The sequence below is a fragment of the Mesorhizobium silamurunense genome, from assembly GCF_014843905.1.
In the GTDB taxonomy this organism is placed as follows: Bacteria; Pseudomonadota; Alphaproteobacteria; order Rhizobiales; family Rhizobiaceae; genus Mesorhizobium; species Mesorhizobium silamurunense.
Map to the genome: position 1 here is coordinate 1 of NZ_LPVS01000007.1, position 24,122 is coordinate 24,122.

The following is a 24,122-nucleotide window of genomic DNA, read 5'->3' on the forward strand; positions in this document are numbered from 1 at the left end:
GCGCCCGCCACGGGCGCGCCAGCGCCCGGCAACGGGCAGGAAGGCGCGGACGCCACGGCGGGCGCTGAAGGCGCTGGCGCTGGCAAGGCATGGCACGGTATCGGCGGCATTATCGCGCCCGGCGACGGTAGCGCGGCGGCGGCGGCGGAAAGCGCGGACGAATGGCAAATCCGCACCGCACAAGCCGTTGCCGTGGCAAAGGCGGCAAACGCGGGCACATTGCCCGGTCACCTTGCCCGCATGATCGAAGAAAGCGCCGCGCCCGTTGTCGACGTGCGCGCCGTGTTGGCGGATTTGATCGATTCCCGCGTGTCGTCGGATTACTCGTTTATGAGACCAAACCGGCGCTTGATTGGCCAGGGTTTCTATCTGCCCGGGCAAGTCGTCGACGGTCTCGAGCATTTGGTTTGCGCCGTCGACACGTCGGGCAGCATGGATGAACACATGCTTTCGCAATGCATGGCAGAACCGATTGCAGCGCTCGAGTCCGGCAAGGTGCAACGCTTGACCGTGCTTTTCGCGGACACGCATGTCCGCCACGTTCAAGAGTTTGAAGCCGGCGACGAAATCAAAGGCAAACTGCAGGCGCGCGGCGGCGGCGGCACAAGCTTTAGCGACGCTATGCGCTGGATTGCCGACAACGCGGCGGACGCCACGGCGGCAATTTACCTAACCGACATGTATTGCGACGATTTCGGCAGCGATCCGGGCTTGCCGGTCTATTGGGCAATTCATGGTGATTCCCGCCGTTATGCCGAATTGGCGGCGCGCCCGCCGTTTGGTGATTGCCTCTATATCGGGCGCTTGGAATAGCGCCCGCCTGCCCGAGACACACAAGCCCGGGCGCGCGCCGCCCGGGCAAACGGAAGCGCGCCGCCCGGCGGCGGGAAAGGTCAACAATGGAAAAGTACGTGGTGTATGTCATCCAAAACGGAAGCCGGCATGTTTACGGTCCGCTTCCGCGCGGCAAGTCCGCCGCGCTTTACAGGCAATTGGAGCGCAATCGCGCCGCCTTGAATGTCGACGCTATAGGCTGGAAATCGGAAACTCTTTTCCATGCCGACAATGCCTTGAACGCGACCGCATAGGCGGCGCGCCCGAGACCGCACAAGCGCCCGGACGCAATGCCGCGCCCGGGCAAAGGCAACACAAGCGCGCCGCCTGGAGCTGGCGCGGGAAAGGATTCCCATGTCTGACAATCCGCTTCACAATGTGCTTTCCGCCGCCGTCAATCGGGCAATCGCCGACGGCGCGCCCGTTTACGTCAACGTGCCGCCCGTTCATGCGCGCTACCATTTCCGCCGCGTTTGTTCCTACATGGGGACAATCGAATATGAAATCCGCGACGATGCCGGCACATATCGCGCGGAATTGCGCACGCGCCTTTGCGATTATGAGCGGTCGATTTTGAACTATCGACCGGACGAAATCGCGCCCGAGATCGAAAGCACAATCGGCATGTTGCGCCGTTGTGTTTGCGACAATCGCGGCGAGGTCGACGCCGCCACGCTTGCCGCCTTCAACGCATGGCGCGCCGCCGAACATGACAGTTGGCTTTCACGCATGCGCGCCGAACCGGAGCGCTATGGGACCGATTTTTCGGACTTCCCGCCGCCGGTTCCCGCCTTTGCCGGCTTTTGGGAGAAAGGAAAGGGATGGACTAGGGCGCTGCAGTAGCGCCCGCCTCTCAGGAGCATTACCGCCCGGCGACCTAACAGGAGCATTGCCGGTCGGATCCAGCCTGGATCCGATTTCCCGCCCGCACATGGGCTAACCGAAAGGACTTTGGCTATGACATACGACTTCGATTTAGCGACCAAGATAAACGCGATTGCAGCAAAGGCGAAAGATTCCAACCCACATTGGATTTCTACGCCCCATGGCGAATATGAGACCAATTCAGGAAACGATTGGTGCCGCACATGCGGTTTGTTCATGTTCAAGCACTTGCGCCGCAAAGACCGCAAACGTGCCGAGCAATATTATTTCGACGGCGGCGAGCGCGCGGGATCTGATAGTCACCGCTTTTGCGCTCATTGCGGATGCTGGCTGCGCATAAGTCTCACGGACTACGGCATCGAAGAGGAATTGCACTATTATCGCGAAAATGGCGTTGGCCTGAATTCTATCCCGGATGAAGCTTACAGCCTGGATATCATGATGCGATATGCATCATGGAACGGTGACCACGAAACCGAGATACAAGCTTCGCGCGGCAATTCCTAGAGCTGCCGGCGGTCCAAGCTTTCATCGCAGCAGAAGCAAAAGACGGCTGATCGTCAACGCCAAACCCGCCCGCTTGGGCTAACCTTGAAAGGAGATCAACACATGACAACGAAATATCAGGCATACGCGAAAGGTGCCTCCATTACGCGTGACACACCGCGCGCGGCGGCGCTGGCCTACTTCGAAATGGAACCGACGCGGCGCAAATGCGACGACGTTGCCGCCGGCACGGTCGACGGGCACTTTGCCGCGACATCGGCTTTGATGACGGCGAGGCGGATTCATCTATGCCGATTGCTGCTACATCGACTGGATTTCCGACGATCTGGAGGAAATGCAGAAAATCGCGATCTGATTTTCTTCATGGAAGGCATTTGCGCGTCGCGGAACACCAGATTTGATTCCGGTTTCTTCAAGGCTCTTGCCAGGCAATCATCTTTCACGCCTTCCGAGGCGGAAGCGATTGCCTCTGGATTGCGGAGCCAATAGGCTTTCGAGGCAAAAACTTCTGATATCCTGAATATTTTTTCGGATGCATTCTTATTTCATGTTGACGCACCCGAGAAAATCGCTGATACTCCAAATCGCAACGGGCTCTTGCCCTAACCCTAAGAGGATAGCGACATGGCAAACGCCACTCACAAGCTCAACATCCATCGCGACGGCAAGAAAATCTTCGAACGCGAATATGAGACGTTCGGCGAAATGATGGATGCCGCGCCTGCAATTTACCGTGCGGAAGATGCCAAAGGCGGCTTTGTGGTCGCACAGTCGCAAGTCATGGGACCGCACGGCTGGAGCCATCTCGCAATCCTTTCCTAGGCCTAGGCCGAAACCGGGCTCTTGCCCTAACCCAACAGAGGAGATTTCCGCTTATGAACGCATTCAATCACGACATCGCAAGACTTGCCGCCGGCGTTGCCGCCGTCGCTCTCGAAGATATCGGCGGCGTTTCGAACGTCGTCCCCTTCGCCCCGCGCCCGGTCGAACCGGTCGCCGAAACCGCCGAACCCGAGCCGGCCGCGGCGGAAGCGCCGGCTGCTTCCCTCGAACCGGCAACCGCCGTTGTCGACCGTGCCGGGCTCACCCGCGCCCTGGATTTCATCGCCAACGTGGTGGAAAAGCGCAACGCGATTCCGATCCTTTCGAATGTCATGCTGGCGGCATCTGGCAATGGCCTGGCCGTTGTCGGCACCGATCTGGACATCGAAATGTCAGTCGCGGTCTCGGGCGCGGTCGACGCGCATTTCGCGCTTACGCTTCCGGCCCATACCTTGCGGGATTTGCTGAAGCGCGCATCTGCCAGCGAATTTGTCGGTCTCACGTCGCCGCCGCTGCGCGATGACGCTTGGGCGGCGACGGTCGATCTGGAAAAGGTCAAGTATCAGCTGCAGATGCTTCCGGTCGCCGACTTTCCGAAACTGGAATTCGGCACAGCCAGCAATTCGTTTTCGGTTCCGGGCGCCGATCTGGTCGAAGGCTTCGGCGGCGTCGCCATGGCGATCTCAACCGAGGAAACGCGGTACTATCTGAACGGCGTCTATCTGCATCATGTCGCGCCGCGCGCGATTGACGCTTATCACGGCGATCATGGCGCATTCCGCATGGTGGCAACGGACGGTCATCGTCTGTGTCGGCAGGATTTGGCCGCCAGCGATGGCATGTCCGGCATGCCTGGCGTCATCCTGCCCCGCAAGACGGTCGCGCTGCTCCAGAAGCTCTTGAAGGGCAAGGCGTGTCCGGAGACCGTCGCTATCGGCGTCAACGCCACGAAGATGCGCTTCAGCTTCGACGACGGCGTCACCATCACGTCGAAATTGATTGACGGGTCTTTCCCCGACTATCAGCGCGTCATCCCGACCGGCAACGATAAGCCGGCGATGTTCAAGGCGGCGGAACTCGCGGAAGGCATTCGCTCCGTGTCGCTGATTTCCAACGTGCGCAACCGCGCGGTGAAGCTTGGTTTCAGCGCCGATGCCTGCCGGTTGACGGTTCACGACGTCGACAACGGTTGCGCCATCGCCGACATCGCCGCTGCCTATGCCAACGACGAATTCGAAATCGGCTTCAACCCTGGCTATCTGCAGGCGTTCATCGACACGGCGCATTCCGAGACGATCACGCTTACCCTGGCCGATGCCGGCTCCCCGACGCTGATTACAGGCGAGCGCAAGGGCTGGCTTGGCGTCTTGATGCCGACGCGCATCTAGCAGGCGCTTTCCGGGCGGCGCGCCGTCGCCGCCCGCTCTTCTCTCTCTGCCCGGGCTCTTGCCCTAACCGACAAGGATTTTGCACATGCTGAAGCTTCTCGCCCGCATCGAGCCGGACCGCGACTACGCCCGCCACGGCTATTCGCAAGTCGCGCTGTACCGTTCGCTCTCCGAGCTACCCGTCGCGGTCTATCCCTTCCACTTCGAATCGAAGCCGCGTCGTGGCCAGAAGCGCGTCACGCACAATTGCTTTCTCTACGATCTGGAATGGTTGCCCGATCTGATCGGACCGCCCGTGCCCGTCGGCGCGCTTCGCTTGCGCACGCTCTACCGCAAGACCGCCGCCTGATCCGTCCGCAATCCAACACGAAACGGAGTAACGACCATGACCGACAAACCGAGAACCGACCAGGATTATCAGCACGCCGTCATCCTCATGCTGCTGGCGAGTGAGCAACTAATGATATCAAAGGCTGTCGACGCGAAGGCTATGCGCGATGACCTGGAGCGTGTCCTGAACCGCTACACGCCCGCATCATTCAAGCGCGACGACTACAAGACCATCCAAAGCGCTCTCATCGACGCTGTGAACGTCGGCGACATAATTGCCTAGCCAGCCTTTTGAAACCCTGGGCGCACGCCCTAACCGGAAAGGAATTTTCGAATGATCCGCAATCCGCAAATCGACGCCTTCTTTGAACGGCTTGCCGCCGCCAACGTTCAGCACCGCTGCAACTGGCAGGCGAAACGCTCGCCCGATCTGAAGGGCTACGACATCGAGCATCTTTCGTTCAGGGGCGACGGCTTCTCCCCGAGCGAGGCGACCGCCGTGCTTATCAGCTATGGCAAGGACGGCTATGGGCTCTACTTCGACAGCGGCAGCGCCAGCATCGCCGACGATGTGGCCAGGATCGCCAAGCCGCGCGCCAAAGAGACCGTCGACGCGCGGGAGCTGGCCGAAACCTTGCGGCTGATGCACCAGCACTACGGCACCTTGCACGATCTGGTTTCCGATCTGATGGAGTGCGGCGCGTTGGTCGATGAGCCAATCGCGAACAAGCTGGAGGAATGCAGCACGGTCGCCGACCGCGCCCAACGCGTGCTTGCCGCGCGTGTCGCCACCGAGGCCGCAGACAAGCCCGCGCTGGCGCTGCTGAAATCCGCCTTGGCGGACTGGCCGCAATTCGACGTACCAACGGTTCTACCATTGCCTGGCGGCATCCCTGAGGAATTGAAGGAGGCCGGCGAAGTCAACGGCGGCGACATGGTCGAATGGTTCGGCGAGTTTCGGGAGAAGGCTAAGGCGATCATTGCCAGCGCGACAACCGATTTCACCAAGGTTGGCAACACGCTGGCCAATGTCGCGCGGTATGACGCCGCACTCAATGAGGCTGAGATCGCGCCCAACGGCGACGACTACAACACAATTTTGGGCTTGCTCAACGGCGTGGAATACAGCGCGCCGCGCAAGGAGGGTCGCTGACATGGCCACGAACGAGAAAGCCGCTTTCCTGAACTGGCAACCCTATGGAGCAATTCCTTGTGTTGTGCTGGAGCGGTTCGAGGCCGCACCGATGCTGAAGGCGGCGCGCGTCCGCGTCACCAAGGCGCAAGGCTCATGCCTGGAAGGCGAGGTCTACACCGTGCGCGATGATGCCGTGACCGACACGCCGCCCGACTACGCCAACGACACCGTTGACGCGCTCATGCTCGCCGAGGAATTCATTTCTGGATTCGAGGACGACGAGACACAGGAAGGCATCGGCGATATCCTCGCCGGCTTGCGCGCCGCGATCCCGCGCGAGACAGCCGCGCCCGACATGCTGGCGGCGCTGCATGCCGTCATGCGGTGCGCCCGTGGCGAACTGGAAAGGCCTGTCACGCAACGCCAGCCTTGGGGCGATGCGCAGCGGCTTGTTGAAGCCGCCATCGCCAAGGCAGAATCGGCTTACGTCATTCCCTCTCCCGTCACCGGTCCATACCATGGGCCATCGCTGGCGGACCAGCTGCGGCTGATCGCTGCCCTTGCCGGCACCGCCGACAAGCGCGGGCACCAGGACCAGAGGGACGCGGTCGCCTATGTCGAAACACTCACCGTCGATATGCTGGCCGCGCTCAAGGGAATGACTGACGCGGTTAGCTGGCCGGAGGATAGTGCGGCTACGCTGGCATCGCACGACATTCGCCAGCGCCATGCGGCTGCCGTTGTCGCCCTCGCCAAGGCGGAGGGGCGCGCATCATGAAAATGAATTTCCACATGGGCATCACCCTTCGCTGCTACGGCAATGTCGAGGTCGAAGCTGAGAGCATCGAGGCCGCCTTTCCGCTGCTGACCGCCGATTTTGTCGGTGAGAATATCGACATAACTGAGACTACGACCGACAGCGGGCAAGACCTGGCCATCATCGACGTGTCCGACGCGGAGACCGGAAAAGAGCTTGCAGATTACGGCGGCCACCCGCTGCCAAGTCCCTACGATCCGAAACCAGACGCCGAACTGCTGGCGGCGCTGAAGGAGGCGCAGGCTTGGCTGGTCGGAGTTGTCGACAGCAACGACATCCTTGACGAAGACAAGGCATGCCTGGAGCGGATCGATGCCGCAATTACAAAGGCGGAGGGCCACGCCAATGGCTGATGCGCTCAAGGTCTATTCCGTTGTTATCGCGTGGGACGACAACGACGACGAGCAAGGCGATTTCGCCGAGATCGTGCGCGCCCGCGATGGGCAGCACGCCGAGCGGATCACGCGAGCCAGAATGATTCGTTCCCATTGGGAGCACCATTGGGAGAGGGACCGGGAATCGCGTTGGGAATCGCTTTCCAGCTATCGCAACGCCGATGGCAGCTATTTCGGCAGCGTGGTCGAATCCTATGAAGGCGCGATCTGGAAGGCGGAAGAGCTGGAGAAGGCTCTGCGCGGTCTACTCTCATGGGCACAGCACATGGGCGGATGGGATGCGCCTATATGGCACGAAGCCGAGAAGATCATCGCCGAAATCGACGCAATCTGAACCCGGGCGTTTGCCCTAACCTGAAAAGGATCTGACACATGGGTGACCGTTGTTATTTGGAATTGCGCCTGCGCGGGCAAATCGAAACCGTCGAGGCATTCGAAAAGATCGTTTCGCTGTTTGAGGAGAATCGTTGGCAGGTGGCCGAGTACGATCCCAAGACCGGGAAGACGCTGGAATTGGGGGAAAGCCTTGTCGTTGGAGATTCCATCGGCGAGGGACCGACGTTCTATCTTTCCGAATGTAATTATGCCGACATCAGCGAGGAAGAAGCCGAATTGCAGGAGATCGGCATCGCCTATGAAGTCTCACACGAGGAAGGCGGCGACTACGGCGCTGGCGCTTGGTCATGGTCGAAAGATCGCGGCAAGGTCGAAGCCGGTCGCATCAAGGGCCAAGGTGCATCCGTCTCGATTGCCGCGCTAGAGGCAGCGCTCAAGCAGCCCGAGCCGCTTGGCGCCATCAAAGCCATAGTCGATGCCGGCAACGCGGCGGAAGGTACGGATTTGCCCGGCTACTCGCTGTCCGATGACGTCAAAGCGTGGCTGGCGAAGGAGGCCAACTGATGAGCAACCGCAAAGGAATTGGTGGCCACCAGTCCGCCCGGGCGAACACCGAGGTCTGGCTGACGCCCCCCGATCTGCTGCAGGCGCTTGGCGGGCCGGAGGCGTTCGACCTTGATCCGTGCGCAGCGCTTGGCCAGCCCTGGCCGACGGCGCGCCTGCACTACACCATCGAGGACGACGGGCTTCTGCAGCCCTGGCATGGCCGCATCTGGTGCAACCCGCCCTATACCTCTGGCGTCATCGGAAAATGGCTTGGCAGGCTCGCCAAGCACGGCGACGGCATCGCCCTGACATTTGCCCGCACCGAGACCGAGGCGTTCCACCGTACCGTATGGGAGCAATGCGACGCGCTGCTGTTCCTTGAGGGTCGCCTCTTCTTCCACGTCGCCGAAGATCAGACGTTCAACCAGAACGGCCGCGACATCTTCGTGCCGAAGGGCGGACGCGCACCAGCGAACGGCGGCGCCCCATCGGTGCTGTGCGCCTATGGCGTCGACAGCGCCGACATCCTGGCTGAATCCGGTCTCAAGGGTAGCTTCGTGCCGCTTCGCTGGCGCGTGCTGACATTCGGCTTCGAAACGGTCGGCACATGGGTCGAGGAGGTCATGGCGCTGATCGCTGGTCGCAACGAGCCCGTCACCCTCGACTGGCTCTACCGGAAGCTCGCCGGCTCGCCGAAGGCAAAGCGGAACCCCAACTGGAAAGCGAAGATTCGCCAGACCCTTCAGCGCGGGCCGTTCGAGCCCTTGGGCGGCGGCGTCTGGCAGCAAGCCAGCTTGGAGGTCTGAAGCCATGACCGTGAATCACCAGAAAATCTCACGCTGCTACAAAGCAACCGACATCATCATCGACAAAGCGGCAGAAGCTCGTGGCTCGCTCAACACCATATTCACCAATGGCTATGGCGTTCTGTCAGACCCGAGCGGCGTTAAGGGCGATCTCAGGCAAGCCAAGGCAGCAATCGAATCAGCTCTGGCCACCTTGAACGACACCGATTGGCCTATTCTCGCCGATTACGGCGAATGAAATTCGCCGCAACCAAACTTGTCCCCTGCCACTTGGCATAACCGCAAAGGAGTTTCCCCATGAAGATCCATCTTGTCGAAGGCAAGCCGTCCCAGTCCGAGCCGCCGCGCATCGAGGCGCACGCCATGCTGGCGACCGCCAACATGGAAGCCGCCTCAATGGTCAACGCCATGCGCACCGGCCACGGCTTGCCGGCGACAGCATCGGCCGAGACCTGGCAGGACAGCCTGGCGGAAATGAACGCGGACATCGCCGGCACCGCCACCGTCAAAATCGGCGAAACCGAGCTGAAAGGCCTTGCCATGCGCGACTGGCGCATTTCGGACGGCCAACATGACGGCATCACCTTCCTGCCCTGGCCGATGGAGATCGAGGCGAACTTGCCCGAGGCACTTCATATCCGTGTCTGGCACCCCGACAATCTGAGAAAGCCGGCTGGCAAAGAGCGCCAAATCTGGATCGAGATCGATGATACGGCAGTGGTCGTGCGCTGCTACGACACCAAACATGACGAACCGGTGAACGTCCGCATCCAGCGCGACAGCATCACCGTGGATTCGGACCGCCTCAAAACGGCGGTGTCCACCGAAGACTGAGGCCTTGCGAAAGCCCTCGAACTCGGCCAGAACTGAACGGCATCAACCGGGCTCTTGCCCTCACCTAGAAGGAGATTTTCATGAATGCCATCGTCCCGCGCGCCACAATCGAGGATATCGTTCGTTATCGCAACGAAGCTGTGAATCTGTACGAGATCGCATACGGCAAAATCGAGGAAGCCGCCGAAGCCATCAAGGCCGCCCAGGAAATGGCCAAGCGCGCTCACCCTGGCGTCAACAACTACAACTATGCCCAGGCGAAGGAGATCGAGGCGTTCCACAACGCAGTCAAGTTGCCGAAGCGTGAGAGCTATCTGCGCACCGCGCGCCGGCTGATCGACATCGACGCATGGGCATGGATCATCCAGCGCACCGATCTGGAACGCCTGATGGACAAGCAGGAAAAGGACAAGCTGCGCGCGCAGATGGCCTATATCCCCGAGCGCTACGACTACCATACCGGCGCCCTGCTCAATCTGGCGGAATTCGAAGGCGAGAACGCGAAGGTGATGCCGCCGCTGACCGTCGAGAACATCTACGCTACGATTGAGCGATTCATGGCCGATGCCGGTCTCATCTTCCGGCGCGGCGTGGCAAACGTCTTCTCGAAGCTTGACCGTCGCTTTCGCTCCCATGACGGTTTCAAGATCGGCTCGCGCCTCATTCTGACTCGCGCCTTCAATTCGTGGGGCGCCCTCGACTATGGGGCGATCCGCGACACCCTCATCGACATCGAACGTGTCTTCTCGGTCATGGATGGCCATTCCGAGGCCGGTTTCACGTCGGCGCTGAACGCCGTCGACGTCGATCGCCGCGGACACCACGGGCCAAGACAAAGCGAGGTGGAAACCGAATATTTCAAGATTCGCGGTTTCAAGAACGGCAACGCGCATATGTGGTTCCAGCGCGATGATCTCGTCGAGAAAGTCAACAAGCTGCTTGCCGAATATTACGGCGAAGTGATCGGCGACGGCATGCAGGCAGAGGAAGACCCGTTTGCCAGCATCAAACACACTCCCGCCAAGCGCTACGGATTCTATCCGACGCCGGATGATGCAGCGCGCCGCCTCTTTGAATTCGTGCAGGTGACCCGCCGGGCGGACGAGCCCAGGCTCCGGATTTTGGAGCCCAGCGCCGGCACCGGCAATCTGGCGCGCGGCTGTATCTCAAGCCTCAAAAATTTCTCCAACCATTGCGGCTACGGCAGGCCCGAGGATATGGAACGTTGGCGCCGCGAATACCGTTTCGACAATCAGGTGGATTGTGTCGAGATTCAGCCGCATCTCGCCGCCGAACTCGAGCAGGAGGGGATTTTCGGCCGCGTCTTCTGCCAGGACTTTCTCCAGCTGCAGCCGGCGACAACAGGGCTCTACGACAAAGTCGTGATGAACCCGCCTTTTGACCGCGAGCGTGATATCGACCACGTCATGCACGCGCTGAAATTCCTCAAGGATGATGGCTACCTCGTTGCCATCATGTCGGCGGGCACCGAGTTTAGAGAGACCAAGAAGACGGTGGCGTTCCGAGCTTTGATGGAGAAGATGAATGCGGCCTGGCACGATTTGCCGGCCGGCTCGTTCTCTGATGTCGGAACCAACGTCAACACGGTGATCCTGCGCGTCCGCAAAGACGGCGCCCGGCTCAGCCGCTATTGGTAATGCCGGGCGCGCGCCGCGCGCCCTCCCTCGCCCTCTTGGGCTAACCTCGAAAGGAGACCAACATGACCCCAATCGGCACATTGCTGCGAACCATCCGCGCCATCATCCACCGTAGCCCCGTGCATAAAACGCTTGCGGAATGGGCGGCCGAGATCGAAGCCGACAACGCCAAAACCAACCAGGAAAGGAAGCGCCGTTGATCACGCTTGGCCCTCTCATAGTCCTTGTCGTCATCGGCGCCGTTGTCGTGATCGGCTTGATCCCGGCCCGCCCGGAGGATCACCTCCATGACTTCCGGACGAAATGTCGGAAAGAAGGGATGACCTTCCAGGAGACCGAGGCGGTCCTCGCCGTCCGGATGGCCTTCGTCAGCCTGCGGCGGCAGTCCTCCAACCTATGCGTCGACGCCGGCGGCGTCATCAGCCGTGATCGCATCAACGAGATCGCTAGGCATCTGTCGATCGGTCTTGCCGCCGCGCACGGTCAGGATGCGGCAAAACGGTTCATCACCTGGGTGGAATCCTGCCCCGATGAGGAGATCCTCTACGACGACGCCCGAGCGCGCCGTCACCACCGGATTTCGGGTGAGCTCGCCCGTAAGGGACTGCACCCCGACAAAAAGGCTGCTATGCACGACGACTTCAAGCACGCGCTGAAGATCATAAAGCGCTAGAACGAGAATCGGGCTCTCGCCCTAACCCGTGGAGGCTACCTTGGACGGAGCTATAAGAATGCCGGCACGATTTGTCTTCCGCCGCTGGAGTGCCGACGAGTTCCGCGCGGCCATGAAGACTGCCGGGCTATCGATCAACGATTTCATGTTCATGACGGGGCGGCATTCCGATGGCGTCGCGAAGTATCTTGACCCGAACGACTCCAGCTCGCCGACGCTCGCCGAGATCGTGCTTGTCACGCTCGCCGGGCGGAGCCCAGAGCACCGCGCCGAGATCATGGAGATCGCCGACAAGCAGATGGTCGACATGGGGCACAGGAAGGACCGCCGATGAGCATCTTCAAGGATTGGATGGCGCGCACCGGCCTGACCCCCAAGACCGTCCAGGAGCATTTCGGCGTCTCGCACAACGTCACTTGGGAGCTAGGCAAGGATGACGCCAAGCTTGATCTGCGGACACGTCTTGCGATGTCGGCAGTCGCCGCCGGCCTGATGCCCTGGGCGCCGGAGAATGCCCACGAGGCGGAAGCGGTCCGCCCCGTGGTAGAAGCGATCCGGAAGGCGCTGGCGCCGCCGGATGATGATCCACGCTACGGCGACACGAGCCTGGAACGATCAGGCTCCTGAAAGCCGAACCGCCCTCTTGGGCTAACCGAAAGGAGATTTTCAGATGACGACCAAGCCGACCCTCGAGTCGATCGCAGCCGCCGATCTGGCGCAACTGCAATACCTGATCGACCACACCCCCGGACTCTATCGCCACGTCTTCGCCTGCCAATGCCTTGTCAGCGAGCAGAACCTTGACGAGCTGCGCCAGGTCGTGGCGGAATTCTTCATCGATCGGCAGGAAGCTGCATAGCCATGAAACCAACCCCGGAGATGCCCGATGCACGTTGAGGATGGCGACGAACTGCCGATCAGCATTACCATCTACGAAGAGGAGCCTTCCCAAGCTTACTGGCACTGCCAAGTAGCGGTTCTACCCCGACCAGGCGATTACCTGGTCATAGCCTCGGCGCCGGCGGGCGATCGCCACATCGTCAAACGCATCGTGCATGCCGTCGGCCTCGGCCGGCATAAGATTGACATTTGGGTGGAGAAGACACTGTGACAGCTTATCGCGCCTCTCTCTGCGCCTTGCCGAACATGTGTCTGGCCTGCCTGGAGACCGACAGCGCGTCGTCGAAGTCCATCGCGTCGGCCTCTTTCAGATTGTAGCCCCATCGGTCAGCAAAGGTGTCCTTGGCCATAAGGCCTTGGAACACCGCGACGACGTCGAGCGATCGCCGTATCGCCTCATAGAGAAACGACTTGGCCGTCTTGCTCGGGACATCCCGCCACGGGAATTCGTCACGGTCGACGATCCCCTCGATCAGCAGATAATCACGATCCGGCATCATCTTCTTGATGGCGCCGAGCGCCGAGATGCATTCGAGGCGATGTGCCGGGATCGCGAGCCCCGCGCCGCCGCCCGCCACCTCCCGCTCGAAGTCGACCGAACTCATGCCGCCGACTCGACAGCCGTCGATGTAGCCGCGCAGCGCGAGCCCGGCTTCCTTGCGGCGATCCTTGCTCGCCAAGCTCTTTGCCTGCTTCGCGTCGACAGTCTTCTCTTCCTCGTCCGACAAGAGGAGCGTGAGATACAGGTGCTCCAGCGCCGATCCGTCGACGCCCCGCTTCCAGGCCCCGCCGCGCTCCTTGTCGCGCCGCTTCTCCGCAGCGATTGCCTCCTGGCGCGCCGCTTCCTTCTTGCGGCGAATTGCTTCCTTCCGGCCGGCACGCGTGCGCATGTTGGGCTCAGGTAGCGGCGCGGCCGATGCCGTTGACACCCGGCCCGCCGGCGCCGGCGGAAGCTCGACAGCGACGAAATGGCTATCCTTCAAGATCCAACCTCCCCCGTCCGGACGATGGTCCTGCCGAATGGCTGCCAGTTCATCCAAGATATTTTGCCGCTCCTCAATCGCGAGGGAATCGCGCGGCTTCACGAGACACCGGTTGACAATCCCCCGGATCGATCCGCCCGTGCGGCCACTGCCAGCAGCGATCCGCGCGATCGTCCAGCCTGCGATCCAGAGCACGCACACAACGTACGTTTTCGGTCCCAGTTCTTTGTGCAGATACGCCTCAAGCTTTAGCCTGGGATGATCTTGCTTTTCGTCATGGTGCTGCATCGTTGCCCCCTTTACCGCTCGATTTCCTTGAGGATTCCGCGCCGCCCCTCGAATAGAAAATCTCGCATTTCGCCGTCTTCGCCACGGCGCCGCTTGCGGCAGTAGACCTCGATCTTGCCCTTGGCCTTGACCATCTCCTCGGCCCACTGCTTGCCCTCATTGCTTTCCAGGTCTTGCGGTCGCTGGCTTTTCAGCCACCGGTCTCGACGGAAAACAGCAAGTGCCCAGTCGGCGTCCTGCTCGATGCTCGACCCGCCGTCGAAGTCATTCAGCTGTGGCGGTGGATCCTCTCGCCTTTGGGACGCTCTGGTCACCTGGCTCAGAGCTATGACGGCGGCATCCGTATCCTTTGCCAGCCACTTCAATCCGCCGGTGACGACTTCCACTCTTTCGAACCGATCGCGCGTCTTCTGGAACGTTCGGACCAGGCGGATATGGTCGACGACGATGGCGAGCAGGCCTTTTGACCGCTTCATCTGGATGGCACGATCGCGCATCTGTTCGATCGCCAGCTGCGGCCGATCGTCGATGTAGACGCGGGAGGATTGGAGCCGTTCGGTCGCCGCTTTCAGCTCTTCCAATGCGTCAAAGTCGTAGGCCCCTGCCTCGATGTCGGCGACCGAGATATTGGTCTGCGCGGCAAGCGCACGGCGTGCCATATCCTCGTCCTTCATCTCCAGCTGGAAATAAAGGACCGGCCCGAACAGCGAAGCGCGATCTGCCAGCTGCGCGCCGAGCACTGATTTCCCATCACCAGGCCTGCCCCCGATAAAGCCAAGGTCACCGCCATGGATACGGCCGAGGATCTCGTCGAGAGAAGACAGGCCGGTGTCGAAGCCGGGTAGGATTCCAGAGGATTTTGCCTTCGCTGACGTCGACATCGCCCTGGCGGCGATCTGCCCAAGCGACTTCAGCGGCTCCGCCTGACTGTTGACGCTGATGTCCTTCATCCGGACATCCATGTCGGAGAGGAGATCGGTCGATATCGTTCCTGGCTTCTTTGCCTCCTTCAGCCCATGCTCGAGCGTGGCAATCAATTTCCGATGCCGCCATAGATCGACCACCACTTCCACCTGGTCGAGCGCGGATTCATTGTTCTCCGCATCGCGCAGCAGCGCGGTGAGCAGCGACGAAGTCGATTTGCCGTCATCGTCGTACTCGGGCCCGATCCGGGACTCGATCAGCGCCAGCGACATGCGCTTGCCTTCCGTGAAGATGTCCCGGATCGCCTGATAGACCTTCTGGTGAATCTCCCGCACGAAATGCTGCGCCTGCAGCACGTCGGCGACGCTCCAGAAGCTGCTCTCGCTTTGAAGCACCTTGCCGAGGATCATCTGTTCGGCCGCGATATTTTCCAGCGGATTATTGTTTCGCGACATTGAATTCCCTTCCAGCCATGCGGGCTTCGAACCTCTTCTTGGTGAGCAGCAGATCGAGCGCGTCGCCGTCACGGGTCATTTCGTTGATGGTCATGGCGATGCCAGCCGTCGCCATGCGGTCGCGCAGCTGGCGCTGATGGCTTATGCCGGGCGGCTCCATGATCTTTCCGGACGGCGTCAGCACCGCCTTATCGCCGTCCGGCCAGCCGGTGATGCGCTCCACCTCGAGCGGCGGCTCGAAGGACGACACCCCGCCGGTGGAAAGCATCGACCACACCGGATAGCGGTAGGATTCGAGCTCCCAGGCCGCCAAGGCGCTTTCCAGGCCTTCGGCGGCGCCGATATGCGGTCCGGTGCCGCCGATCCGCACCGCGCCGCCGCCGGCCGGCCCGAGGCCGACCTTCGCCTCATCCACCAATCCGTTTTTCTTTGGCTCCTCCGGGTCGAGGAAGATTTGCCAGCACGCCACGGTGTCGCCGAATGCTTCCTGAACCCGGGCGATCAGCGCGGGGAAGCGGCGTCCCTCCCTTACCTTGATACCGTTCTCCCATTCCGCCTCACGCTCGTACTCGTGATCGGCGATGAACCCGAGGACGCCATCAGGATCCCACGGCCATTCCGAGACCGCCGCGATGCCTCGCCCCTCGACCAGATAGCGTTCCGCCAGCGTGCCCTTGATCGACACCATCTGCTCGCAGATCGCCTTGGCGGTCTGGGCGCGATACTGGCGCTTGCGTTCTTTCTTCTCGGCTTCCTTGCGCTGGCGTTCCTCGCGGGCGATGCGCTCCTTCTCCTGGCGCTCTTCTCGCGCCGCCTTCTCGGCCGGCGACTCCTCCTGGCGCTGCGGCTGAATGCCGAGATGCTCACGCGCGTAGCGGAAGGCCTCGCGAAGATCGTCCTTGCCGTTTGGAATTCGGTCTCTATGGCCGTAGTACAAAAGGGCCAAGGCCCAGCCGCCGATCTTTTGGGAGTGGCGATACCATTGCCCGCGGTTCGATTTCAGATCGACGACAAATGAACTGGTCGGCCGCTTCTGCTTGTCCTTTTGGCGCGGCGTCAAAAGCGCCTTGTCGCCCTGCACGATGTAGCTCGGCCAGAACCGCTTGATGATCGACTCGACGTCGGCATTGAGCCGATCGCAAATCTCTTGTGTGTCGTCGTACCGAGGCATTTAGGCGGGCACACCGAGCTCGGCATCCAGGAAGGCGAACAACACGTTGCCGAGCACTGTGTGGGTCTCGTTCCGCTGCTGCTTCGCCGTGACGGTGGCCTTCTCCAGCTCCTTGGCGAAGTCGAACTTCTCCATCGCCTTCAGAAGGCGGTTCTCCGGCTCCTTCCACGACGGTTCGACCTCGAGCACATGGCACAGCGCCTTGATGGTTGGCTCGCGCAGATGACCGACCTCGCCACGCCGCGTCTGGGTGACGCAGCGCAAGGCAACTGTCAGGTGATCAGAGCCATAAGTTTTCAGGCACCGCTGCAGCGTTCCGATCGCCAGCGTCTCGTTCGGCTTCATGTTGTTCGCGGGCACCGGATACTTGCAGATCGTCACCTCGGCGGCGTCGCAAGCGTCGCGCAGCGCGATCGCAGCCGGCAGACCCGCAGCAACTTCGGCGGCAAAAATCGCGAGCCCGTGGATCTTGGTCACCGCACCGTTGATCGCGGCGAAGGCCTTGGCCTGCTTGCTGAGATCGGCTTCGATAATCAGGCATGGCACCGCCTCGATGCCGCGCAGCGCGGCGCCGAGCGTGCGGTGCTGACCGTCGACGATGGCGTAGAGACCTCCCTCGATCTCGGCGACGACAACAATGCCGAAAAGGCTCCAGTCGAACTCTCGTGCGATCCGGCCGATATTGCGCGCGCCTTGGCGGAGAACCTCCCGCTGATAGGCGGGATCGATGCGGAGCCATCCGATCGGAACCCAATCCAAGCGAGGCGCAACGCCGAGATTCTCGGTGATCGGCTCCCCCACAAACGCGCGGTATTCGGAGGGATCAACGTACTTCATCTGCCCTTTCCTTTCCGGTTGGGTTGCTTGATCGGCCTGCCGCTCAGGTCGTAGCTGGTCAGCGCCGGCCGGCCGGTGATCTGTGCGTGACGGGCGAGCGAGAAGAAAACCGAGGTGTGGTTCCGATCGAACCATTTGCCGATCTGGCCGGAGGAGAGCCGCCGCTTCTTCTCCTTCACCCGATAGATCGAGGCGTACCTGGCCAGGCAGACATCGGCTTTCCTGCTCTTGGTGTAGATGTGGACGGCGGCGACGCCGAATTCGGCCGCGGCCTCCTTGACGATCTGGCGGACCCATTCCGGGACACCCCTGGTCCGCAGGAGCGCCGGCAGCGATTCCGTTGCCTTCTTGCTCATGCCGGCACCTCGAAAAGATCAGGGGCGCCCTTGTTCATGCGGTTCGAAGATCGATCGTAGTCTTCGAACTCGACGGCCCGATACAGTCCGGTCACGGTCCACCGCTGGAATTCGCCCAGGTTTCGCTGCTCGAGTCGCTGGTTGCAGCCGCCAAGGGGAAGGCTGCGGCGCTTGTCGCCAAAGACCATCGGGTAAGGTTGGATGCCGCGCGCCACCATCCTCCGGAACCGATAGAGCAGGCGCTCCCACGTCTCCCCCGGATCGAACCCGATCAGCACGTAGGCCATTAGGTGTTTCGCAGGCACGCCGGCGGACTCGAGGAAGTCGACACCGCGGAAGAACACCCGCTCGTCGCCGATATTGTCCCACGCCGTGTAGAGCCGCCTCTCGCGGAAGCCGTCGTCGCGGTATTGGACGCTGGCCAAGGCCACGGCGGCATTTTTGGTCAGGGCTCGGACGTTGATCCCTTGGTTGAAGCAAACCTTGAACTCGCCATCGCGGATCTCGGCGATGCGAGCTTCCCAGTCCGCGCGCGGCTGCCCGAAGAAATCATTGTCTATGAGGTGAATGTGTTTCGGAAAGCCTGGGCCGCGCCAGATGCGCGCCACGGTGTTGACGGCGACTGGCTTCCCTTCCTTCCAGGGCACTACGCAGAAACCGCAGTTCAGCCGGCAACCACGTTGCGTGTAGCCGATGCTTGCATGGAACTTCTTGGGAGCGATCGAGTAGTCGTAATGCTCGTAGGCGCCGCCGGTGACGTCCTCGACGGTGATCGGCGACTTGTCCCATGTGCCACCGACAACGGCGCCGGGCCATTGCGCACGAAATTTCTCGACCAGCGGCGCGCTGAAGCTGAAGATCGCCGATCCATACACGTGATCATAGGCAGGCTCGCCGAGGTGGCGCTCGGCGCCTCGATCGCCGGTGTAGAAATGAATCTCGTCTCCGCGGGCGCGATGCCACGCCGCCAGTTTCATCAGCGCCAGATTGGGCAGCTTGCCGTCGAGCTGGGTAAGGCGAACGACACTCATGCGGCCGCCTTTTGTTCAAGCAATTCAGCGTATCGGCCGTGGATACTGTCGCGATCGAGAAAGCCAGACTTGAAGCCGAGGAGTCCACTGACCTCGCGCCGAACTTCGGCGAGGAGATCAGCCTCGCCGTCGGTCAACATCCGCGTCGGCCAGCCGCCGACATAGAGCATCGGCTTGGTGATACGCCGCTCGGCCGCTGAGCGAGCGGCGGCAATCCTTTTGGCTTCATCCAAAGCGGCGCGAGCGTCCGCCTCAAGGATGTCTGGAGCGACATCGCCGAGCCAGCGTGCCCCTTGGAATGCGAATGAGCTGCGAGACTCGAGTGCAACCATTCTGCGATAGAGTGGTCGCGCCTCCGGCTGCCTGGCAGCGGCCTGGAGGTCAGAGCCGTTCGACATGATGCAGAAGCGGCATGACACACGCGACATGCCAAACTGCCGATAAGCCGGATGCGGCGGCAACCCGCTGGCGTCGATGCATTCGAAAACCTGCCCTTCAGACCAATCGACGATCGGCCGCCAGTCCCAGATACGACCGTCAGCAGTGCTCGCGACCGTCGCTTTCGCCCGCGCCGCGCTCTCCGCACGGCGGATACCAGTCACGTTGATGATCGCCGGTCCCGAGAAGCGTCTCTTGATCTCAGGGACAATCACCTGTGTCTTCAGTTCGGAAGTGCAGAAGCGCATGGCCGGCGTCGACCAGCAGGGTACAAGCGTGACCGTGGAAAGTGTCTCGTACCGATGGCGACTGCTCTCCCATCGAGCTTCCCATCGCTCCATCAGTCCGCCCGCCTTTCGGCGAACGACTACCAGCTCCATGCCGAGATGGTGGGCGAGCCGCTCGCACATTGGCAGAGAGTCATTCCACTCGACCATCCCGAGATCGCTATGGATCAGCACGCGCGGACCGACATGGCCGATCTGATCGAGGTAGCGCACCGTAGCAACAGCAGCTGCATGGCTGTCTTTGCCACCAGAGACGCCTATCGCGACAGAGGCGGCGCCGGCCAAGAGGTCACTGACCTCGGGAGTTGCGGCGACGCCGGGATAGCTCGATCCTATGCCGTCGAAGAGCGTTGGTTGCCTATGCATTGGCGCCCTCAGCAGGCTTCCACTTCTCGAAGTCGGCCTCAATTTGGGCCCAGTTCACTGGGTGTTGCGCCTTGAGGTCCGGCGTATATTTACCAGCGACGAATTGGCCGCGTTCGGCGCCGTGCTCAAGCCAGCCGCGCGTCCACCGGCTATGATCGATTTGGACATGCTTGAAATCGGCCTTGGTGACGTAGCCGCGACGCTCCAGGATGATCATCAGCTTGATGGCGCGGATCTTCCATTGCGTCAGAGCGACGGGCGCAGAGGCGCCGGCGGCAACATCAGGAATGTATTCCGGCAATTCCAAGCGTGTTGCCGGACACCAATCATACCAGTCGCGCTCGCGGCCGCCCCAATACTCGTTCAGACGCTTGTCCGGCAGGTCTGGCGCGAACGCTGGCGGTCGCCACCCCCTTAACCCATATTCGTCATCGGGATGTCTCATCCTGATCACTGTGATGCCGAGCTTGCTGCAAATCTCGGAGAAGCCCTTTCCACATCTGGTCGATGGCACCAGCGCGGCGCGGAAGTCCGGCGCCGCCGCCATGGCGTTGTAGCCCCAATCCTCCAGCGCTTGGACGACAACCTCGGCATTGAGCCTCAGTTTCGCCTCGACGCCAATCTGCAAACCGTCTTCGACCCGCACCAGAAGGATGTCGTATCCCTGCGTTTCAGCATAGGCAGTCCAGCCCTTTGGCAGCGAAGCGATGAAGGCCGAGCATAGATCGGCTTCCGTCTTGAACCCCGTTGTCATACCCCGTCCAGTTCAGTGCCTGAGGAACGCGATGGACTTGTTCGAATGCCAGCACAAGGCACAGGAAGCGCACGCCAAAACTTTCCCTGTTTGCTGCGGACAGACGATGAAGCCAGGTGATGCTTGCTCGGGCATCTCGACGACTTCAGACGCCATCGTTTCCATGACGGCGCCGGAGAACCTTACCCACCACCTGGTGGGAAAGGCGCGCCGGATCTCGGCGATCTTCTGAGTGATCCTTTGGTCGGGATCGATGTGCGCGGTGAAGCCGAACACATGCAGCGCCGCGCAAGTCGCCATGAGCGCATGCCAGGTCAGAACATAGTCAACGCTGTAGAAGTCGCCGAGCACATGGAGGCGGATGGCAAATCCGTCTGGATGTTCGCTCTGCAGCCGAACCACTTCATGCACCAAATACTTTTCCAGTTCGGGTCCATGCCGCCAGCGATCGGCGAGATGCATATTGTTGCCGAAGCAGGCTCTCCATTCACGGCAAGACCGCGGGCACGTCTTCCGCTCCTCAAGCGTGAGCATGAAGATCGGGAAGCCCTTCCATCGGCCCTTGGTCACCACGCGCCCGATCTTCGGGTTGTGGTGGCCGGACTTCAGGATGTCGCCGGCTTCATCGACCTCGCGGACCGTCGAGGTGTATATGGTCCGTCCTTCGACCAAGGCGGGATCGTCGAAGGCGGGCAGGAACGGCCTGCCGCCCTTCCCGCCCCGATGAGGATGGCGGACGAGATAGCCGTCAGTCATCGTGCCCCCCGATCAGCTTGAGGTGCGCCTTCGTCTTCGGGTGATGGACGTCGGGGACGCGATCTGGAGCACCAGGATGCATGTCGACGAGGAAGTCGGCGGCACGCTGGTCGCCCAGGGCGAGATGATATGCGTGCAGGTTCCGGAACTCGTCAGAGAGCATGCGCCGTAGCGCGTACCAGGCGCCTGTCTCTTTGAGCCGCCTGACGCGCTTGTCGGCGGCGCCCTCGGGCCGCTTTAGGTCGTACACCCCGACGTGATCGCCGACGCCCGGGTAATATTTGGCCAGGATGACATCTTCCTCGAGCGTCCAGCGCTTGCTCATTCCGCAGCCTCTTTGAACTGAGGAACAGGCGCGCGGGACTTCGGCGCGGCGTCGGCCATGATGGCGCTGACGCAGGCCTTCATCTTCGCAACGGAGACCGCGTTCCCGATCTGCTTGATCTTCTCGGTCTTGGTTCCGGCGAACTCGTACTCGGCTTCCTCGGTATTGAAGCCCATGGCAGCAGCCAGCTCGTGCGGTTCCAGCATCCGGAACAGAATGTCGTAGGCGGGCGAATCGTCAGGGACGAGGAAGGTGGAGTCGCCGTGCACCAGCGCAAACTCGCCGCGGTTGGCACCGGTCACCGTCGGCAGCGGCTCGCCGGCGTCCCGGGCGCGATCGCTGCCATCATGGTGAGTCACAGGCATGACGAGCGCGAACTCGCCGCCCTTGGCGGTGGTCATGGTGGCGACCGGGTCGGTTTCGACATCGCGCGCGCTGGCACCGCCGTTCTTGTTGGTGACCGGCACCACCATGCCGAACCGACCCTTGGTCGTTACGGACGGGAGGGGCTCCTCTGCACTCGTGCATGTCAGCCCGGATCCATCACCGTAGTAGGGTGAGATCAGCGCGGCGCCGCTGCCCCCCTGCCCGCCGGTGACGATAGTCGGTAGCGGGTTGCTCACACCGCGCGGCGCACCTCCCGATGCCTGCGAGAGGACAAACGGCTCGACAAGGTAGCCACCGCCATCGCAATTCGAGGTCGGCGCAGGCTCTTCGATCGAATGCGCCCGTGTGTCACCGTAGCCATCGCCATGCCGATTCAGGATGAACGGCTCGACCAGCATCGGCCGCGCGCAGCCAGGATCATCCGATCCAGCGCCACCCGTTGTGAGGCACGGGATGGGCTCGCCCGTCGAGCGCGGCGCGCCATTGCTCCCCGTCGCCAGAGTGAAGGGCTCGGCCAGCCAAACGCCGCCCTTGGTGTCGAGCGTCGGCACAGGTTCGGTCGACACGCCCTTCGCCTGGTTGCCCTTGCGGCCATTGATGATCACCGGCTCGGCGATCCCGATATGGTTGCCGTTGGCAGCGATCGCCGGCAGCGGCCGATCGAGGCTCTGACCGCCCATGTGCTGCCGCAACACTACTAGGAATGGCTCCGGCCAACCGAACTTGACGGCGCCGGCATGGATCCTCGCCAGGGTCTTCGGCGCCAGCGGCTTCTTCCGGTTGAAGATCGACCGTCCCTTGATCTTCCAGTCGATGATTTCGCGCGCCGGCCGCCACGGCTTCGCGCCGTCGAAGAGATCGATGACGGCTTCCTTGCGCTTCTGATGCGTCGGCACGGGCCAGCAAACCTTTTTGCGGTCAGACCGCGCCATGAGGATGAATCGCTGCCTGGTTGTGGCGTCGCCGAAATCGGCCGCGTTGAGCTTGTGCCACTGCGGGTCGAATCCGAGCCGGCGGATCGTCTCGATCCAGGCGCGGAAGTATTCGCCCTTGCGCGACGCGATCGGCTTCCCGGTGCGCGGGTCAACCGGCCCCCAGCCGATGAACTCCCAGACATTCTCGATGATGATGCGCTTCACCCTCAGCTCGGTCAGCCAGGTGATGATGTGCCAGGGATCGCTGCGCTGCTGATCGCTCGTCGGCTTCCCGCCGCGGGCTACCGAATGGTGCGTGCACGTCGGGGACGCCATGAGCAGATCGAGATAGCCTTCCGGCACGAGCAGGTGCGGCCGCACCGTCGCGATGTCTTGAACGTAGTGGCGCGCCTCTGGATAGTTGCGCTGGTGCGTGTCGATCGCGACAGGCCAATGGTTGACGCAAGTCACGATGATCTGTTCCATGGTCCAGCCGAGCTCAAGCAATGCCCGGATGCAACCGGTCGTGGAGCCACCTGCACCGCAAAGCAGATCGGCAATCAGCAATTTCTTCATCATTTCTTCTTCCCCCCTCCGCTGCTCTTGTTCATCGAAACCCCCGGCATGTTGATGATGCAGTAGTGGTCCAGGTGCCGTTCCGCGTCTTTCAGAAGACGCATCTCGCGCGGATTCAGAACCATCACCTTCTCATCGTCCGGCAGCGCCTTTGCTTGCGCGATGACGCCGTTCAGAAATTCCAAAATGCGGGTGATCGAGAACTCAGTGATCTCGACACCGACACCTCGAGTCTTGTGCACTTCCAGATATCGACCAATCGCCCAGATCGTTCGAGCGCCTTCGATGCCGAGGTGCACTTCCACTTTCCATGCCGCGACGTTACCGCGCGGCTTATTCCGATCGAGGATCCCTCGTAGAAAATCTCGCGCCGACGTCGCGTCGATGTCGGCCAGTTTCATTCCATGC

At 61.6% G+C, this 24,122-nt stretch carries 36 protein-coding genes; 24 read left to right on the forward strand and 12 right to left on the reverse strand.

The window, feature by feature from the left end:
• From AU465_RS00295 to AU465_RS00410, 24 genes are all read left to right on the forward strand, one after another.
• The coding region (locus AU465_RS00295; protein WP_210324935.1) for a VWA-like domain-containing protein at positions 1–813 on the forward strand (813 nt) is incomplete at its 5' end.
• Between the two features lie 86 nt (positions 814–899).
• A complete protein-coding gene (locus tag AU465_RS00300) occupies positions 900–1,088 on the forward strand; it encodes a hypothetical protein (protein ID WP_192242755.1) in 189 nt (62 codons plus the stop codon).
• A 100-nt stretch (positions 1,089–1,188) separates the two neighbouring features.
• On the forward strand, positions 1,189–1,677 hold the full coding sequence (locus tag AU465_RS00305; protein WP_192242758.1) for a hypothetical protein: 489 nt from the start codon (positions 1,189–1,191) through the stop codon (positions 1,675–1,677).
• A gap of 114 nt (positions 1,678–1,791) precedes the next feature.
• Entirely contained in the window at positions 1,792–2,226 is a 435-nt protein-coding gene (locus tag AU465_RS00310; RefSeq protein WP_192242761.1) for a hypothetical protein, read from the forward strand.
• A 102-nt stretch (positions 2,227–2,328) separates the two neighbouring features.
• The gene (locus tag AU465_RS00315; protein ID WP_192242764.1) at positions 2,329–2,715 is read left to right on the forward strand and encodes a hypothetical protein; all 387 of its coding nucleotides are present in this window, start codon (positions 2,329–2,331) and stop codon (positions 2,713–2,715) included.
• 135 nt (positions 2,716–2,850) lie between these two features.
• Positions 2,851–3,048, forward strand: a complete 198-nt coding sequence (locus AU465_RS00320) for a hypothetical protein (RefSeq protein ID WP_192242768.1) — start codon at positions 2,851–2,853, stop codon at positions 3,046–3,048.
• Positions 3,049–3,101: 53 nt separating this feature from the next.
• Positions 3,102–4,436, forward strand: a complete 1,335-nt coding sequence (gene dnaN, locus AU465_RS00325; protein ID WP_192242771.1) for a DNA polymerase III subunit beta — start codon at positions 3,102–3,104, stop codon at positions 4,434–4,436.
• Positions 4,437–4,521: 85 nt separating this feature from the next.
• Positions 4,522–4,785 (forward strand): hypothetical protein, encoded by a 264-nt coding sequence (locus AU465_RS00330; protein ID WP_192242774.1) that lies wholly within the window; start codon positions 4,522–4,524, stop codon positions 4,783–4,785.
• Between the two features lie 36 nt (positions 4,786–4,821).
• Positions 4,822–5,049, forward strand: coding sequence for a hypothetical protein (locus AU465_RS00335; protein ID WP_192242778.1), 228 nt, complete (start codon positions 4,822–4,824; stop codon positions 5,047–5,049).
• Positions 5,050–5,100: 51 nt separating this feature from the next.
• Positions 5,101–5,919: a hypothetical protein gene (locus AU465_RS00340; RefSeq protein ID WP_192242781.1), complete on the forward strand. Its 819-nt coding sequence runs from the start codon at positions 5,101–5,103 to the stop codon at positions 5,917–5,919.
• Between the two features lies 1 nt (position 5,920).
• The gene (locus tag AU465_RS00345) at positions 5,921–6,679 is read left to right on the forward strand and encodes a hypothetical protein (RefSeq protein ID WP_192242787.1); all 759 of its coding nucleotides are present in this window, start codon (positions 5,921–5,923) and stop codon (positions 6,677–6,679) included.
• Complete coding sequence (locus AU465_RS00350; RefSeq protein WP_192242805.1) at positions 6,676–7,071, forward strand: hypothetical protein; 396 nt, start codon at positions 6,676–6,678, stop codon at positions 7,069–7,071. The genes AU465_RS00345 and AU465_RS00350 overlap by 4 nt, the downstream gene beginning before the upstream one ends.
• Positions 7,064–7,447 carry a hypothetical protein gene (locus tag AU465_RS00355; protein WP_192242808.1) on the forward strand — a complete coding sequence of 128 codons (384 nt, stop codon included), beginning with the start codon at positions 7,064–7,066 and terminating at the stop codon, positions 7,445–7,447. Before AU465_RS00350 ends, AU465_RS00355 begins: the two co-directional genes overlap by 8 nt.
• A 62-nt stretch (positions 7,448–7,509) precedes the next feature.
• Positions 7,510–8,013 (forward strand): hypothetical protein, encoded by a 504-nt coding sequence (locus AU465_RS00360; protein WP_192242825.1) that lies wholly within the window; start codon positions 7,510–7,512, stop codon positions 8,011–8,013.
• A complete protein-coding gene (locus AU465_RS00365; RefSeq protein ID WP_192242827.1) occupies positions 8,013–8,801 on the forward strand; it encodes a DNA N-6-adenine-methyltransferase in 789 nt (262 codons plus the stop codon). The genes AU465_RS00360 and AU465_RS00365 overlap by 1 nt, the downstream gene beginning before the upstream one ends.
• Before the next feature lie 4 nt (positions 8,802–8,805).
• The gene (locus AU465_RS00370; RefSeq protein WP_192242829.1) at positions 8,806–9,039 is read left to right on the forward strand and encodes a hypothetical protein; all 234 of its coding nucleotides are present in this window, start codon (positions 8,806–8,808) and stop codon (positions 9,037–9,039) included.
• Between the two features lie 59 nt (positions 9,040–9,098).
• Positions 9,099–9,635 carry a hypothetical protein gene (locus AU465_RS00375; RefSeq protein WP_192242831.1) on the forward strand — a complete coding sequence of 179 codons (537 nt, stop codon included), beginning with the start codon at positions 9,099–9,101 and terminating at the stop codon, positions 9,633–9,635.
• Between the two features lie 80 nt (positions 9,636–9,715).
• Positions 9,716–11,293: a DUF4942 domain-containing protein gene (locus tag AU465_RS00380; protein ID WP_192242834.1), complete on the forward strand. Its 1,578-nt coding sequence runs from the start codon at positions 9,716–9,718 to the stop codon at positions 11,291–11,293.
• A gap of 62 nt (positions 11,294–11,355) precedes the next feature.
• The gene (locus tag AU465_RS00385; protein ID WP_192242837.1) at positions 11,356–11,493 is read left to right on the forward strand and encodes a hypothetical protein; all 138 of its coding nucleotides are present in this window, start codon (positions 11,356–11,358) and stop codon (positions 11,491–11,493) included.
• Positions 11,490–11,966, forward strand: a complete 477-nt coding sequence (locus AU465_RS00390) for a hypothetical protein (RefSeq protein ID WP_192242860.1) — start codon at positions 11,490–11,492, stop codon at positions 11,964–11,966. Before AU465_RS00385 ends, AU465_RS00390 begins: the two co-directional genes overlap by 4 nt.
• A gap of 58 nt (positions 11,967–12,024) precedes the next feature.
• On the forward strand, positions 12,025–12,300 hold the full coding sequence (locus AU465_RS00395; protein WP_192242864.1) for a hypothetical protein: 276 nt from the start codon (positions 12,025–12,027) through the stop codon (positions 12,298–12,300).
• The gene (locus tag AU465_RS00400) at positions 12,297–12,593 is read left to right on the forward strand and encodes a hypothetical protein (RefSeq protein ID WP_192242867.1); all 297 of its coding nucleotides are present in this window, start codon (positions 12,297–12,299) and stop codon (positions 12,591–12,593) included. The genes AU465_RS00395 and AU465_RS00400 overlap by 4 nt, the downstream gene beginning before the upstream one ends.
• Positions 12,594–12,636: 43 nt before the next feature.
• On the forward strand, positions 12,637–12,825 hold the full coding sequence (locus tag AU465_RS00405; protein WP_192242870.1) for a hypothetical protein: 189 nt from the start codon (positions 12,637–12,639) through the stop codon (positions 12,823–12,825).
• Between the two features lie 27 nt (positions 12,826–12,852).
• The gene (locus tag AU465_RS00410; protein WP_192242874.1) at positions 12,853–13,077 is read left to right on the forward strand and encodes a hypothetical protein; all 225 of its coding nucleotides are present in this window, start codon (positions 12,853–12,855) and stop codon (positions 13,075–13,077) included.
• 4 nt (positions 13,078–13,081) lie between these two features.
• Here AU465_RS00410 and AU465_RS00415 read toward each other — a convergent pair whose 3' ends face one another.
• From AU465_RS00415 to AU465_RS00470, 12 genes are read right to left on the reverse strand one after another with little or no spacing between them, the layout of a single operon-like run.
• Positions 13,082–14,137, reverse strand: coding sequence for a hypothetical protein (locus tag AU465_RS00415; RefSeq protein ID WP_192242878.1), 1,056 nt, complete (start codon positions 14,135–14,137; stop codon positions 13,082–13,084).
• Between the two features lie 11 nt (positions 14,138–14,148).
• Entirely contained in the window at positions 14,149–15,516 is a 1,368-nt protein-coding gene (locus tag AU465_RS00420; protein WP_192242881.1) for a replicative DNA helicase, read from the reverse strand.
• Positions 15,500–16,687 (reverse strand): DUF7146 domain-containing protein, encoded by a 1,188-nt coding sequence (locus AU465_RS00425; RefSeq protein WP_192242884.1) that lies wholly within the window; start codon positions 16,685–16,687, stop codon positions 15,500–15,502. The genes AU465_RS00420 and AU465_RS00425 overlap by 17 nt, the downstream gene beginning before the upstream one ends.
• Positions 16,688–17,524, reverse strand: coding sequence for a DUF6551 family protein (locus tag AU465_RS00430; RefSeq protein WP_192242886.1), 837 nt, complete (start codon positions 17,522–17,524; stop codon positions 16,688–16,690).
• Positions 17,521–17,880, reverse strand: coding sequence for a helix-turn-helix domain-containing protein (locus tag AU465_RS00435; RefSeq protein ID WP_192242888.1), 360 nt, complete (start codon positions 17,878–17,880; stop codon positions 17,521–17,523). Before AU465_RS00435 ends, AU465_RS00430 begins: the two co-directional genes overlap by 4 nt.
• Entirely contained in the window at positions 17,877–18,857 is a 981-nt protein-coding gene (locus AU465_RS00440; protein ID WP_246505794.1) for a radical SAM protein, read from the reverse strand. The genes AU465_RS00435 and AU465_RS00440 overlap by 4 nt, the downstream gene beginning before the upstream one ends.
• A 50-nt stretch (positions 18,858–18,907) precedes the next feature.
• Positions 18,908–20,002, reverse strand: coding sequence for a phosphoadenosine phosphosulfate reductase domain-containing protein (locus tag AU465_RS00445; RefSeq protein ID WP_192242893.1), 1,095 nt, complete (start codon positions 20,000–20,002; stop codon positions 18,908–18,910).
• The gene (locus AU465_RS00450) at positions 19,995–20,756 is read right to left on the reverse strand and encodes a hypothetical protein (protein WP_192242895.1); all 762 of its coding nucleotides are present in this window, start codon (positions 20,754–20,756) and stop codon (positions 19,995–19,997) included. Before AU465_RS00450 ends, AU465_RS00445 begins: the two co-directional genes overlap by 8 nt.
• Positions 20,757–20,768: 12 nt before the next feature.
• The gene (locus AU465_RS00455) at positions 20,769–21,512 is read right to left on the reverse strand and encodes a GP88 family protein (RefSeq protein ID WP_192242898.1); all 744 of its coding nucleotides are present in this window, start codon (positions 21,510–21,512) and stop codon (positions 20,769–20,771) included.
• Positions 21,505–21,837, reverse strand: coding sequence for a hypothetical protein (locus AU465_RS00460; RefSeq protein ID WP_192242901.1), 333 nt, complete (start codon positions 21,835–21,837; stop codon positions 21,505–21,507). The genes AU465_RS00455 and AU465_RS00460 overlap by 8 nt, the downstream gene beginning before the upstream one ends.
• Positions 21,834–23,717, reverse strand: a complete 1,884-nt coding sequence (locus AU465_RS00465) for a DNA cytosine methyltransferase (RefSeq protein ID WP_192242905.1) — start codon at positions 23,715–23,717, stop codon at positions 21,834–21,836. The genes AU465_RS00460 and AU465_RS00465 overlap by 4 nt, the downstream gene beginning before the upstream one ends.
• Positions 23,714–24,115, reverse strand: coding sequence for a hypothetical protein (locus tag AU465_RS00470; protein ID WP_192242908.1), 402 nt, complete (start codon positions 24,113–24,115; stop codon positions 23,714–23,716). Before AU465_RS00470 ends, AU465_RS00465 begins: the two co-directional genes overlap by 4 nt.
• Positions 24,116–24,122: the final 7 nt, after the last annotated feature.